The 13,988-nt window shown below is 49.6% G+C and carries 9 protein-coding genes; 6 read left to right on the forward strand and 3 right to left on the reverse strand.

What is annotated here, in order from left to right; translation table 11 throughout:
- Positions 1 to 16: 16 nt before the first annotated feature.
- On the reverse strand, positions 17 to 796 hold the full coding sequence (locus DXC57_RS12345) for a DUF134 domain-containing protein (RefSeq protein WP_118652873.1): 780 nt from the start codon (positions 794 to 796) through the stop codon (positions 17 to 19).
- Here DXC57_RS12345 and DXC57_RS15760 point away from each other — a divergent pair.
- Positions 795 to 1,190 carry a hypothetical protein gene (locus DXC57_RS15760; RefSeq protein ID WP_243101475.1) on the forward strand — a complete coding sequence of 132 codons (396 nt, stop codon included), beginning with the start codon at positions 795 to 797 and terminating at the stop codon, positions 1,188 to 1,190. The genes DXC57_RS12345 and DXC57_RS15760 overlap by 2 nt on opposite strands.
- A 44-nt stretch (positions 1,191 to 1,234) precedes the next feature.
- On the opposite strand, the gene DXC57_RS12355 is transcribed toward DXC57_RS15760, so the two are convergent.
- Entirely contained in the window at positions 1,235 to 2,134 is a 900-nt protein-coding gene (locus DXC57_RS12355; RefSeq protein WP_118570318.1) for an AraC family transcriptional regulator, read from the reverse strand.
- Positions 2,135 to 2,251: 117 nt separating this feature from the next.
- Here DXC57_RS12355 and DXC57_RS12360 point away from each other — a divergent pair, with 117 nt between their 5' ends.
- The 5 genes from DXC57_RS12360 (at position 2,252) to DXC57_RS12385 (ending at position 12,855) form a co-directional block, all read left to right on the forward strand.
- A complete protein-coding gene (locus DXC57_RS12360; RefSeq protein ID WP_118652875.1) occupies positions 2,252 to 3,430 on the forward strand; it encodes an MFS transporter in 1,179 nt (392 codons plus the stop codon).
- A gap of 405 nt (positions 3,431 to 3,835) precedes the next feature.
- On the forward strand, positions 3,836 to 5,788 hold the full coding sequence (locus DXC57_RS12370) for an oleate hydratase (protein ID WP_118522763.1): 1,953 nt from the start codon (positions 3,836 to 3,838) through the stop codon (positions 5,786 to 5,788).
- A 300-nt stretch (positions 5,789 to 6,088) separates the two neighbouring features.
- A complete protein-coding gene (locus DXC57_RS15765) occupies positions 6,089 to 7,051 on the forward strand; it encodes a hypothetical protein (protein ID WP_243101476.1) in 963 nt (320 codons plus the stop codon).
- Between the two features lie 217 nt (positions 7,052 to 7,268).
- A complete protein-coding gene (locus tag DXC57_RS12380; protein WP_118652879.1) occupies positions 7,269 to 9,884 on the forward strand; it encodes a cation-translocating P-type ATPase in 2,616 nt (871 codons plus the stop codon).
- Between the two features lie 394 nt (positions 9,885 to 10,278).
- Positions 10,279 to 12,855 (forward strand): transglycosylase domain-containing protein, encoded by a 2,577-nt coding sequence (locus DXC57_RS12385; protein WP_243101477.1) that lies wholly within the window; start codon positions 10,279 to 10,281, stop codon positions 12,853 to 12,855.
- Between the two features lie 114 nt (positions 12,856 to 12,969).
- On the opposite strand, the gene DXC57_RS12390 is transcribed toward DXC57_RS12385, so the two are convergent.
- Positions 12,970 to 13,875 carry an AraC family transcriptional regulator gene (locus DXC57_RS12390; RefSeq protein ID WP_118652883.1) on the reverse strand — a complete coding sequence of 302 codons (906 nt, stop codon included), beginning with the start codon at positions 13,873 to 13,875 and terminating at the stop codon, positions 12,970 to 12,972.
- Positions 13,876 to 13,988 lie beyond the last annotated feature (113 nt).

Genomic DNA, 13,988 nt, shown 5'->3' on the forward strand with positions numbered 1-13,988 from the left:
CAGTGTGCGTTCCATATCAATGGCAGCTATGCTTGCCGCAGCCGTGATTACCGCAGGTGTGACCAGCCTCGCCGTGCTCATGGTCATGGTGGTCACAGTGAACATTGGGATCGTAGCCCAGATTTCCGCTGAGCAATGCGCTCACTGCTGCGTCAGCGTCCCCACTGACACCGCCGTAGAGCTTGATGCCCGCTTCGGCCAGAGCTGCCTGGGCACCGCCGCCGATGCCCCCGCAAATCAAAGTGTCCACGCCGTTCTGCATCAGGAAGCCTGCCAGTGCGCCGTGACCGCTGCCGTTGGTATCAACAACTTCCGCATGAGTGATTTTGCCGTCTGCAGCTTCATAAAGCTTGAACTGTTCGGTATGGCCGAAATGCTGAAAAATTTGACCGTTTTCATAGGTAACTGCAATTTTCATAATGGAATCTCCTTTGCATTTTTTGTTGGATTTTTCTGTGTTGGCTCTCTGCATCCGGCACCAACGGCCGCAGTGGGCTGCCTCCTGTCCTCCGCAGATGCGGTAGTTTCCCCCGGTGATGTGCAGCGGTTTCCCGTGGACAAGACACGCTGCGATCTTGCGCCGTGCGACTTCGTAAATCTCCTGCACAGTAGAGCGTGAAATGTCCATTTGCGCGGCACACTGTTCGTGGGTTTGCTGCTCCAAGTCAACCAGACGAATGACCTCGTATTCGTCCAGCGTCAGCAGGATCGGCTTGGTATTCTCGCACCCATTGGGGCAGAAGGTATCAATTTGTGGTGCGCCACAAATCCGACGGCACCGTGGCGGTCTTGGCATGGACGCGTTCCTCCTTTTATTTTCGGTATATACCGATTATAACACCTCGCTCAGAAAAATCAATACAGATTTTTCAAAAGCCGCTGTAATGCTTATCAGAATCTCAAATATAAATATGGAAATCGACATTTTTGGTGCAGAGGAGATTATGTGGATGCCAGATGTTGTGGCTGGAGAACCTTTCGATGAGTCTTTAGACTATAGCTCTGAAGGAGGTTTTGCAATGGAATATACAACTTTAGGAAATACGGATATTCAAATCTCCAAGCTTGTCGGCTGCATGAGTTTCGGCAAGGCAGGGACCATGCACGACTGGACGCTGGATGAAACAGAGAAAGTGGTCAAACACGCACTTGAAACCCTATCTTCCTCACCGCGTTGTGGGAGGCATTGACCAGAATCCCGCGGATGGCAGCCGGAAATGCAGCGCCGTCCCAATCAGCGGCTTTTCTGTTTCCGGTATTCCGTTGGGGTTAATTGGTAACGTTTTTTGAATAATCTGCAAAAATAGTCAACGTTATGAAATCCTGTCTCAGAAGAAATGAGACTGACTTTTTTCTCGGTTTTTGAAAGCAACTGACCGGCCTGTTTTAAACGGTAGTTAATGAGATAGTTAACCGGCGTTATATGTAAATATTTCCGAAACAGATTCAAAGCGGTACTTTTACTGACCATTGCCTGTTCTGCAATATCATCCAATGAGATACTCCGTGAGTAATTTAGATGGATAAATTGCAGCATGAGCTGTAACCGGGCTTGAGAAGCGGTTGAATGATCCTTGTGTTCTTCCTGGTATGAAATGTCTGTGTTTTCAAATATTTCCAGCCAGAGATTCTGAAGGAGAGAACTGGTAAGGAGTTCTTTGGATAAAACGGAATCCTGTGCAGAAATAATTTGCCGTATGATAGATAAAACCTTTGCTTGCCAGCATACTTTTTTATGAAATACGAGAAATGGCAATGAGGAAGAAATGATCGGCAGAATATATTTCTGATAAATCAGGCTGTCGCAAGGGGCAATAAAAGAAGGCATAAATACAAAATTGGGAATGAGGGCTTTTGAGGGAGAATAAAGGCGATGGAGTACCTTTGTATTAATGAATATGCCATTTCCTTCGGTTAAATGAAATTGGTCTTCTCCAATCCACAAAGTAACGGTTCCGGATTCAATATAAATAAACTCCAATTCAGTATGCCAGTGCCATTCGATACAGTTGAAATCAAAAACGGACAGATCTTCATAATAAAACTGGAAAGGATAGAGAGTGCTTCCGTGCTGAGCTGTCTCCATCAAATCTTCACCTGTAATGATTTTGGTATAGGTTGTATTTATATTCATAGAAACCCCACTCTTTGAAACATACTTTACGATATTATACAATAAATTTCGGAAATAAATCAATGAAAATAAAGATATTATGTTATATAATTCAATAAAAAACGAGGAGTGATGACCATGCCAAATTACCGGAAAACAAAAATAGCCTGTTATATGGGATTTATTACACAGGCTATTGCAGCTAATTTTGCCCCATTGTTATTTTTGAAATTTCATAATGATTATCAAATTGCACTTGGAAAAATCGCATTGATTTCTACCTGCTTTTTCCTTACACAGTTGTTGGTAGACCTGTTTTGTGCAAAGTTTGTGGACAAAATAGGGTATCGCATCTGTATTGTTACTTCTGAGGTATGTTCCGCAGCAGGATTGGTTGGTCTGGCTTTTTTGCCGGAGCTTTTGCCGGAACCGCTTGTTGGAATTATCCTGAGTGTGATTGTATATGCAGTCGGAAGTGGTCTGATTGAAGTGCTTTGCAGCCCGATCGTGGAGGCGTGTCCATTTGATAACAAAGAGGCAACGATGAGTCTGCTTCACTCTTTTTATTGTTGGGGAGCAGTGGGAACGATTGTGATCTCTACACTGTTTTTTGCGGTGTTTGGCATGGACAGCTGGAAATGGCTGGCTGTCTTATGGGCGCTTGTTCCGGCCATAAATATCTATAATTTTGCAACCTGTCCGATCGAGCATTTGGTAGATGAGGGGGAAGGAATGGGAATAAAAGAACTGTTTCGAAAACCTCTTTTCTGGCTTTCCATATGCTTGATGATTTGCTCCGGTGCATCAGAACTGGCTATGGCACAATGGGCATCTGCTTATGCGGAAGCTGCTCTGGGGCTGTCAAAGACAGTTGGTGACCTGGCCGGTCCCTGCATGTTTGCTGTTACAATGGGGATCAGTCGTATAATTTTCGGAAAATATGGTGATAAAATGGATCTGATGAAATTTATGATCGGATCTGGAATTTTATGTGTGATATGCTACCTGCTTGTTTCTGTATCGTTGAATCCGATATCAGGTTTGATTGGATGTATTATCTGTGGCTTTTCTGTTGGGATTATGTGGCCCGGCACAATCAGTATTTCATCAGAAAGATTTCCGGCAGGTGGAACGGCTATGTTTGCTTTGCTTGCTATGGCGGGGGACCTGGGTGGAAGCATAGGTCCGGGGATTGTTGGACGTGTTACACAAAGTGCAGGAGACAATATTCGTGCAGGTATGGGAGTTGGGCTATTGTTCCCGGTTATTTTATTAATCGAGCTTTTTATTTTTGCAAGGCAAAAAAATAATAAATGAAAGCTTTTTTATAATTCATTACATAGGAGTAATAAGTCAGAAAACTGCCCAAAGAGTGATGGACTCAATTACAAAATATATTGAATCTAAGCTACTTCTAAAAGTAAATCGCAAGAAAAGTAAAATAGGAAGACCAATAGAGATAAAATACTTGGGATTCACATTTTACAATCAATTCAAAGCCAAGAAGTATAAAGCCAAAGCTCATGAAAAGTCAGTACAAAAGGTAGTAAGAAAATGGAATGACCAAAGGCAAACAGGAAGTACCAGAAGATGATGCCCTTGACTTTTCTCCAAAAAAGTTTTACTATCAAACTACTATTAGATAGTATTAAAAACTAGATATCGGGGTAATGTAAAAAAGAAGTGGTTTGAAAGTTGAAGAAAGGCAGGGGCGATCAGGACATGAATAAGAAAGCATGGAAAGCGGGTGCGGTATCGGCACTGGCAGTTGGAGCGGGGCTGGCGGCAGCGGCGTCGAAGCGGAAAAAGGCAGGAAAAGTGGTTAAGTCGGCTTCGGATTACCGGAATACGGAACGCGGCAGCCAGGAGAAAAACAGCAAGGGAATTTATTATTCGAAGGGAAATTATGAGGCGTTTGCGCGCCCGGAGAAACCGGCGGGAATCGAGGGCAAATCGGCTTATATCGTCGGAAGTGGATTGGCTTCTCTGGCGGCGGCGTGTTTTCTTGTGAGAGACGCACAGATGCCGGGAGAAAATATCCATATTCTGGAGGCGATGGAGGTAGCAGGTGGTGCATGTGACGGTATTCAGGATCCGACCCGTGGATATGTGATGCGCGGCGGCCGCGAGATGGAGGATCATTTTGAGTGCCTGTGGGATCTGTTCCGCAGCATCCCGTCCCTGGAGGTGCCGGGGGCATCAGTTCTCGATGAATATTACTGGCTGAATAAACATGATCCGAACTACTCGCTCTGTCGTGCGACGGTCAACCGAGGCGAGGATGCACACACGGACGGCAAATTCCGCTTGAGCCAGAAAGGCAGCATGGAGATCATGAAGTTGTTCTTCACGAAGGATGAGGATCTGTATGACAAATCCATTGAGGATGTGTTTGATAATGAGGTGTTTGATTCGGATTTCTGGCTGTACTGGAGAACAATGTTTGCGTTTGAAAATTGGCACAGTGCATTAGAGATGAAACGCTATTTTCAGCGTTTTATCCACCACATTGGCGGACTTCCGGATTTCTCGGCACTTAAATTTACGCGTTACAACCAGTATGAGTCGCTGATTCTGCCGATGCAGAAATATCTGGAGACGGCAGGCGTCCAGATCCAGTTTGGCACCGAGGTTACGAATGTGCGGTTTGACATCCAGGGTGAGAAAAAGGTTGCGAAGGCGATCGAGTACGTGAAGGGCGGCGAGAAGAAGGAAATCGCGTTGACTGAGGATGATTTTGTCTTTATTACGAACGGAAGCTGTACTGAGGGAACGATCTACGGCGACCAGAATCAGGCACCGGTAGAAGGTGCGGAAGTGCGTACCAGCGGTTGCTGGAGTCTGTGGCGTCAGATTGCTGCGCAGGATCCGGCATTTGGACATCCGGAGAAATTCTGCTCGGATATCCAGAAGACGAACTGGGAGTCTGCGACGGTCACGACTTCGGATGAGACAATCATTTCCCAGATCCGCAAGATTTGCCGCAGGGATCCGAGAAGTGGACGCGTCGTAACAGGCGGTATCGTGAGCTGCCGTGATTCAAGCTGGCTGCTCAGCTGGACGATCAACCGTCAGGGACAGTTCAAAGCGCAGGATAAGGACGAGATCTGCGTCTGGGTATACAGTTTATTTACGGATGTACCGGGCGATTATGTGAAGAAGCCGATGCGCGCCTGCACGGGCAAGGAGATCACAGAAGAATGGCTGTACCATCTCGGAATCCCGGAGGATCAGATCGAGGAACTGGCTGAGAACCATGCGAACTGTACGCCGACGATGATGCCGTATATTACAGCATTCTTTATGCCGCGGCGTGCCGGAGACCGCCCGGACGTTATCCCGGATGGATGTGTCAATGCGGCATTTCTGGGACAGTTTGCGGAGACCCCGCGTGATACTATTTTCACGACCGAGTATTCCGTCCGCACCGCGATGGAAGCGGTGTATGGCTTGTGCGGTGTAGACCGCGGCGTACCAGAGGTATGGGGAAGTGTCTACGATATCCGCGAGCTTCTGGACAGCACGGTCAAGCTGATGGACGGCAGATCGCCGCTGGAAATGAAGCTGCCGATGCCGCTTGAAGCACTCAAAAAGCCGATTCTCCGGAAGATTGACAAGACGGTGGTTGGAAAGCTGCTGCGCGATCACGGCGTGCTGAAAGACTGGATGGTGTAAGAGACTGAGGAACGCAGGTGTTACTGGACACGTATGCGTGAACAGTAACACGCAGGTAAATATGGCTGCGTTAGATAAAGGAAGACAGGCTGTCACAAACAGAAGGCCCCGGACGGAAATCGTTCGTTTGGCATTCGTGTGGCAGCCTTTTTTGTGTAACAGGAAATTGTCGTGAGGCACATTCTTTTTCACTTGCCCGTTTTTCTCTGACATGATACAATAAAGATTGGCGTAAATGTAGAAAATTTGAGAAGAAAACGATTTTGAAAAGGATCGTTTGATAGATGTGAGGGAAAATAGATGGATTATTTACTTTGTATCCCGGCGCGGGAGACAAATACGAGAGAGAATTGTGAGAAAATACATAATGTTCTGGCGCGCATGTCCGATACCTACAAACTGCGGATTGTACCGGAACCGGTTAAGAATAAGCAGTTTCCATGTCCGCCGTATTACAAGAAATACCGGATCTACAAGCCGGTAAAGGAACGCGATACGAACGGAGAGGCATATCTGGAAAAAGAAGAGGAAGAGATGCTCTTGAGTTCCTGCAAGACGGAGGAAGAGCAGGAACTGATGAAAAGCTGTATCTATGCGTACCAGTATTCGGCGGCGATCGTACTTAAAAGCTTCCGGGAGAAGGAAAAGAAAAATAAGATGCAGGTTCGACCTCTTTCGGAGCGGACACAGGCGCCAAGAGGCGTAAGTGGTCCGAATAGGGGAACACGTCTGGAAACACCGGAAAAAGCCGAAAAGTCGGAACAGGAGCGCAGCGCACAAGAACGTCCGTCTGGCAGTGACAGACCGGAACGATCGGAGAGAAGCTATCGGAACCGTACAGCGGATCGTGCTGCTGAGGGGAATACTGAGCGCACGCAGGGCAGAGAAAGAGCTTGCTCAGAGAGAGAGAGGGCAGCGCGTGTTTCGGGAGCCGAGAGAGCAGCGGACAGACGTAGCGGAAACCGCGCGGTGCCGGAAAATGAGAAACGGGAAGACCGCCCGGCTTCTGGAAGACGGGAGCGGTTTGAGCGCCGTTCACTGCGCAGAGGAGAACGGCCAGAAGTGGAGAAAAATGAGGTCGTGAGAGATCCGGCGCAGGGCGAACTTCCGTTCCGCGCTTACATGGAGACAGGCAGCCTCCCGGCGTTCCGGGATACGGCAGCAACGGTGCCTGTACAGCCGATACAGCGGAAGAAAGAAGGTTATATGCCGATGGAGCGCAAACCGGCCGCGCAGACGCAGGAGCCGGAACCACAGGTGTAAGGTATGTGACAGAAACAGAACGATAAAATTAAATCACAGAATTTATAGAATGGCATCGAAACAATAAGAGTTCCGATGCCATTTGAGCGTCAAACAGGACTATGTTTTCCATTTCTTTATTCCAACCATTCAGTTCTAATCCCCCCTATTTTCCGCATATGAATAAATGCAGTCTGTGAAAAGTACAGAACAGGGACAGAAAAAGGGGGAAATGCGCATGTATGAGAACCGGACGGTGGAAGAGGTGTGCAGGGAGTTTTCGGTCGATTTGCGGACAGGCTTATCGGCAGCGGAAGTGGAGGTGCGGCAGCGCCATTATGGGGAAAATGAGCTGCGGGAAGCACCACCGCGGAGTCTGATTGTGCGCATCGGGGCACAACTTTGCGACTCCCTGATTTTTGTGTTGTTTGCGGCAGCCGGGATCTCCCTGCTTTTGGGCGAGTACGGCGATGCGGGGGTAATTCTGGCGGTTGTCGTATTAAATGCCACGGTGGGCGTGATTCAGGAGGGGAAGGCGGAGAAAGCGCTCGAATCCTTAAAACGGATGACGCAGCTGGAGGCGGTTGTGATCCGGGAAGGAAAAGAGCGGGAGATTGCCGCGCGGGAGCTGGTGCCGGGGGATCTGGTCGTGCTCGATGCCGGGCGGCAGGTTCCAGCCGACCTACGTCTTACCGAGACAGCTGAAATGCGGGCAGAAGAATCAGCGCTGACCGGCGAATCGCGGGCGGTTGAGAAAAACAGCCATTTTTTAGCCGCCGGTGCGCTTCCAGTGGCAGAGCGTAAAAATGAGACATTTATGACTTCTTACGTGACGGCAGGGCGGGGAAAGGGAATTGTCATCGCCACCGGCATGAATACGGAGGTAGGGAGGATTGCCTCTCTGATCCGCGAGGCGCCGGAGGAGGAGACACCGTTGCAAAAAAGGCTGTCGGATCTGGGGAAACTATTGAGTATTCTTACGATCGGGCTGTGCGTTTTATTATTTACCCTCGCCGTCTGGCAGAAGCGCGACGTGATGGAAATGCTGCTCACCGCGATTTCCCTGGCGGTAGCTGCCGTGCCGGAGGGGCTTCCGACGACGGTGACGATTGTGCTGGCGCTGGGAGTGACGAAAATGGCGCGGGCTGGCACGATCGTGCGCCGTCTTCCGTCCGTGGAAACACTGGGGGCAGTCAGCGTGGTCTGCTCAGATAAAACGGGGACGCTGACGAAAAATGAGATGACGGTGACGACATGTTATGTAAATCGACAGGAGTATACGGAACAGGAATTGGCGCGCTCTAAGGAAGGAGAAGTGGGAAAACGGCTTCTGGAGGTATTTGCGCTGTGCAGCGATGCCGGGGAGACGGTGGGGGATGCCACCGAGCGGGCGCTGTACGGATTTTGTGAAAACTGTGGTGTTTCTCCGGAGCATCTGCGTCGGAGATATCCGCGGAAAGGGGAGATTCCCTTTGATTCGGATCGGAAGAGAATGACGACGGTGCATGAGCAGGGAGAAAACTGGATTTCTTGTGTAAAAGGGGCGCCGGATGTGATTCTTAAAAGGTGTCGTTATGAGATGGAAGAGGACAAAATTGTGCCGCTGACCAGGGAGAGGCGGACAGAGATTGAGGCGGAGATCACGCGTATGTCCGCGCGTGCCCTGCGAGTACTCGCGGGGGCGTATAGGGAGCTTCAAACAGGAAAAATGCCGGAGGAAAAGCGGGAGAAACAGGTGGGACAGCTGGAGCAGAACCTGATATTTCTGGGTCTGGCAGGCATGATGGATCCGCCGAGGGAGGCAGCAGCCGGGGCAGTTGAGGCATTTCGCAGGGCATCTGTGCGGACGGTTATGATCACTGGAGATCATGCAGACACGGCGCTTGCGATCGCCAGGCAGCTGGGGATTGCCAAACGGCGGGAAGAATGCATGACGGGGGCGCAGCTGGAAACGCTGGATGAGGGAGCTCTGGAGGAACGAATCGGTTCTGTATCAGTCTTTGCACGGGTGTCGCCGGAACATAAAGTCCGGATTGTGCGGGCTTTAAAACGCGCCGGGTGCGTGACGGCGATGACCGGGGATGGCGTAAATGATGCGCCGGCGCTTAAATCAGCCGATATCGGGATCGCGATGGGAAAAGGCGGCACCGATGTGGCGCGGCAGGCGGCGGATATGATTTTGACGGATGATAATTTTGCGACGATCGAGAGGGCAATTGAGGAAGGGCGCGGCATCTATGAAAATATACGAAAATCTATACTGTTTCTGCTTTCCTCCAATCTGGGGGAGATTTTAACCATGTTTGCCGCCGTTGCTATCGGAATACCGGCGCCGCTGGGAGCCGGGCACATCCTTTGGATCAATCTGATTACGGATTCGCTTCCGGCGCTGGCACTCGGCATGGATGGAAACGACCGGGAGAACTTGATGCGTCAGCCGCCGCGCCGGACGGGCGAGTCGCTGTTTGCCGGAGGCGGGTGGTTCTGCATGGTATTTTACGGGTCTCTGATTGCAGCAGTCACGCTGGGGGCATTTTTCAGCAGACAGGAGCTTTTGCGAGCACAGACGTATGCATTTACCGTTCTGGGGCTGTCGGAGCTCTTTCACGCGGTCGGCATGCGCTCGCTCACGGGCTCGGCATTTTCACGCAGTCTTGGAAAAAATCCGCTGATGCTTGCGGCATTCCTTGTGGGGATTCTGATGCAGGTTGCGGTGACGGAGATTCCTTTTTTGATGAAACTCCTTCACACGGTGCGGCTGCACCCGGCAGAGTGGCTGGCGCTTCTCCTGTTATCCGCCACGCCGCTGTTAGTGCATGAACTTCTAGCATTTCTTTTTCGGAAACAGCGTTGATACAGCGAAAATGCAGTTTACAGACAAGTGTTTTTGAAGCTGAATGCATTGGCAAAATCCCGTTACTGTTTACGAGTAGGCACTTTTGGAACCGAAAGTGCCGTAAGAAAACGTGGTGGCAGCAGGAATTTGCCGTATTTAAATGCGAAGCCGCGGCAAATTCCGTTACTGGGCACGTATGCGCGAACAGTAACACGCGGCAGGAGATTGAGCAGATTTCGAAAACAGGCTTGTTCTTTTGGACAAAAAAACTTATAATAAAAGGGAGTCCAAGCTGATTTTGTCAGAAAAGTATAAAAAGTTGCTGTCCGCAGACAGGCATTTTTGAAGTCTAAGGTGCCGCATGAAAATAGAATGGAAGCAACCATAGATACATAGGAAGATGAGGGAAGAGATGAGGGAGAAACAGACGAGAGAGGACGCCTCCGGCGTTCGAAAGAAGCCGGCAGCTTCATCCGCACGATCTTCGGGCAGGCGGGGCACCGCAAAGAAAAGCGGGAAAATCGATGTCGGCAAGCAAAAGAAAGCGGGCAAAAATAACAGCCGGAGCGGTGGACAGATCGTGTTCCATGCGATGGCAAGGATCTTTGGAACCATGTTCAAGACGCTTCTGGTGTGTCTGGTACTGCTGGTGATTGGCGGTGCCGGATTTGGCGCATATAAGCTGATTCCACTCTATGAGGACTATAAAAGCCAGATAGAGGGAGTGGTGGAAAACAGTACGCCGGATACGTTCCGTTTGCAGGAGGCAAGTTATATTTATGATTCCAACGGTAATGTGCTGGCGAAGCTGACGGGAGACGAGGATTCCAGTTATTTGAAGTATGACCAGATACCGCAGAATGCAGTCAACGCATTTGTGGCGATCGAGGATCGGACGTTCTGGGAAAATCCAGGCATTGATATAAAAGGTATTTTCCGTGTCGCAGTCAATTACTTTTTGACTGAGGGAGCAGAAAAGCACGGCGCGAGTACGATCACCCAGCAGTTAGCGAGAAACCGTTTTCTGACCCGCGAGGTGTCAATGGAGCGGAAGATCAAGGAGATGCTGATTTCCTTAGATCTGACGAAGAAATACACCAAAGAGCAGATTATGGAGTTCTATATCAATGATATCAGCTTCGCGAATACGTACTACGGGCTTCAGGCGGCTGCAAGAGGTTATTTTGGCAAGGATGCGGATGAATTGTCCTTGAGCCAGACGGCATATTTGTGTGCGATTCCGAACTCGCCGACGTATTACAACCCGTACCGTCATCCGGAAAATGCGCTGACACGCCGCGATAAGATTCTGGAAGATATGCTGAGTATGGGATTTATTACGGAGAAAGCGTGCAAAGAGGCAAAGGCGGAGGAGATCACGGTCAACCGTCAGAGAGTGCCGTTGCACAACTATGAGACGACGTATGCGATCGACTGTGCGATTCGCTATCTGATGCGCCGTGACGGTTTTGAATTCCAGTATGGATTCCGCAGCGACGAGGCTTACAAAGAGTACAATGCCAATTACAACGAGGTGTACAACCAGGAGCGCGATGCGCTCTATACGGGCGGCTATAACCTTTATACCTCGTTGGATCCGGACAAGCAGACGATCCTGCAGGATGCATTAGATGGAGTTCTGTCCTTTGATGGCAATACATCCGAAAACGGCGTTTACAAGCTGCAAGGCGCGTCCACCGTTATTGACAACAAGACGAACCGCGTCGTGGCGATTGTGGGTGGACGCAGTCAGGAGACGGATACCTACACATTAAACCGTGCGTTCCAGAGCCCGAGACAGCCGGGAAGTTCTATCAAACCGTTGATTGTGTATACACCGGCACTGGAAAATGGTTACACATCGGAAACAAGGATTCCGAATATCGATATTGACGCGGCGAAGCAGAAGGGCGTGGATGTGAAGTCCCTTTCCGGCGAGAGGCTGGAGCTTCGAAATGCGGTCGAGCGAAGTAAAAATGGTGTGGCATGGTATATCTATGATGATATCACACCGGATGTTGGCATGGCATATTTAACCCAGATGCGCTTCGCGAGTGTGCAAGCGGCGGACTATTATCCGGCGACCTCCCTGGGCGGCTTTACCACCGGTATGACGACCGAGGAGATGGCGGGCGCTTATGCGGCGCTGTCAGACCGGGGACAGTACCGCGAACCGACCTGTATTATCAAGATGATCAATAACCAGGGCGAAGATATTTTTGAAGATTATGAATCGGTTCAGGTTTATCAGGAGAGCAGCGCCGTGCTGATGACCGATATTTTAAAGGGAGTTGTCACAAAAGGTACGGCGGCGTCGATGGGTTGGAGCGGCAATATAGAGGCGGCCGGAAAGACCGGTACGACCAACGGCAGCCGTGACGGCTGGTTCTGCGGCATGACGCCATATTATACGATGACGGTCTGGGTTGGCTACGACCAGCAGAAGACACTTTCCAGCCTGTACGGCGGCACGTATCCGGCGAAGATCTGGAAAAATGCGATGGAAAAGATGGTAGAGGGGCTTCCGGCGGCGTCCTTTGATACCCCGGAGACGGACAATGGACGCGGAGAAGGAACCTATCTGGCAGGTCATCCGGATGCATTTGAAATCACAACCAGCGGATATACCGCGGCGAATTTCAGAAGGGATCATTTGCTCTCGGATGAGGTGGCGAAGCTTCTGGAGTCTGCAAAGAGCGGCGATTCCGGTCGCAGCAGCAAGGAGCTTAAAGAAGACGCCAGCGCCAAGATCGAGCAGATCAAGAGCGAATCCATCAAAGAGCGGATGCAGCGGATCTACAAGACGGGTACGGCAGGAAAACGGTATTCAGCCCCGGCGGTGGTGCCGGAAACAACTGCCGAGACAGTTGAAGATCCGGCAGAATCTAGCACGACGATCGTGCCGGCAGGACCGGGCAGCGACATCGGACCAGGACACGGTCCGGCGCAGGAACCGGCAGTGGGTCCGGCGGCGGAGATTGGACAGTAAAGAATTGAAAATGAGAAGATAATAAAAAGCATTCTTTCATTCAGAGATTAAAGGCTGAGTGAAAGAGTGCTTTTTTGCGTCTATGTGGAATTTGGAAGAATTCAGAAGCAGGCATTACTGTGTATGTTCAGATTCATTTTTCTGCTGTTTCCGGTACTGTGCCGGTGTGCAGCCAATGATCCGTTTGAATGTGGCGATGTAATTGCTGACTTGGTTGTATCCGACCAGTCCGGCAATCTGTGAGATGGGCAGATCGCGGTGAAGGAGGGAAACACTGGTCTGGATGCGGTAATTAGTTAAATATCCATAGGGAGTTGTGTGAAGAATATTTTGAAAAATCCGGCAGCATTCTCCGACGCTGATATTGGCTGATGCAGCCAGGTCTGAGAGCTGTAAATCATCTGCGTAATGTGCATAGATGAACAGGAGAATGGATTGCAGGCGCTGCTGGCGCAGGAGGTTAATAGAGGTAGAATTCCCACTGCTGTGAAAATTGGAAATCAGCAGATTCCACATCGAGGCAATCTTAATGCAGATAGAATATTCATTGCCTTTAACCTGATTGGAAAGAAATAAATCGGTTATTTTTTTGTGCAGTCCGATCAACTCTTTCTGCCATTCGGATTCCGGGTGAATAGAGAAGGCGGAGAATTTCCCACCGGCGGTATAGGGCAGGACGTAGTCCTGATCCATGCGGCTTCCAGGAAAAAAGGCAAGAAGGCGGTAAGGAAAATTGAGGCTCGCATAGGAGCCGTCTTCCGACATCTGTGTGACGGCATGAATCAGGGAGGTGTTGACGAAAATCAGATCTCCAGCCTGTCCGGGCAGAGAAAGATTATCTACCTGCATTGTCAATGTTCCGCTTAGTACGAGGGTAAACTGCAGCTCATCATGCCAGTGGAAGTCGCGCAGCCAGCGTCCCGGCGGCTGCATGGAATGAATATCAGAATAGTAGACATTGACCGGAAAATCTTGATCTTGATAGTGGTTGATTTCCTGTAACTGGGAAGTAGATTTCAAAGGATCCCTTCTTTCTATAAAAATTCAATATGTTAAGATTTTGGTATTTTTAGTTATTGATATTGTACCATTTCCACATAAGAATTGCTATACTTTTAAACGAAAAGAGATTT

Source organism: Clostridium sp. TF06-15AC, from assembly GCF_003481165.1.
GTDB classification, from domain to species: domain Bacteria; phylum Bacillota; class Clostridia; order Lachnospirales; family Lachnospiraceae; genus Otoolea; species Otoolea fessa.

What these genes read in the sequence shown, in the direction of transcription:
- DXC57_RS15760 (WP_243101475.1), top strand. Translation starts at nt 795, where the DNA reads ATGGACGCGTTCCTCCTTTTATTTTCGGTATATACCGATTATAACACC.
- DXC57_RS12345 (WP_118652873.1), bottom strand. Translation starts at nt 796, where the DNA reads ATGCCAAGACCGCCACGGTGCCGTCGGATTTGTGGCGCACCACAAATT.
- DXC57_RS12355 (WP_118570318.1), bottom strand. Translation starts at nt 2,134, where the DNA reads ATGAATATAAATACAACCTATACCAAAATCATTACAGGTGAAGATTTG.
- DXC57_RS12360 (WP_118652875.1), top strand. Translation starts at nt 2,252, where the DNA reads ATGCCAAATTACCGGAAAACAAAAATAGCCTGTTATATGGGATTTATT.
- DXC57_RS12370 (WP_118522763.1), top strand. Translation starts at nt 3,836, where the DNA reads ATGAATAAGAAAGCATGGAAAGCGGGTGCGGTATCGGCACTGGCAGTT.
- DXC57_RS15765 (WP_243101476.1), top strand. Translation starts at nt 6,089, where the DNA reads ATGGATTATTTACTTTGTATCCCGGCGCGGGAGACAAATACGAGAGAG.
- DXC57_RS12380 (WP_118652879.1), top strand. Translation starts at nt 7,269, where the DNA reads ATGTATGAGAACCGGACGGTGGAAGAGGTGTGCAGGGAGTTTTCGGTC.
- DXC57_RS12385 (WP_243101477.1), top strand. Translation starts at nt 10,279, where the DNA reads ATGAGGGAGAAACAGACGAGAGAGGACGCCTCCGGCGTTCGAAAGAAG.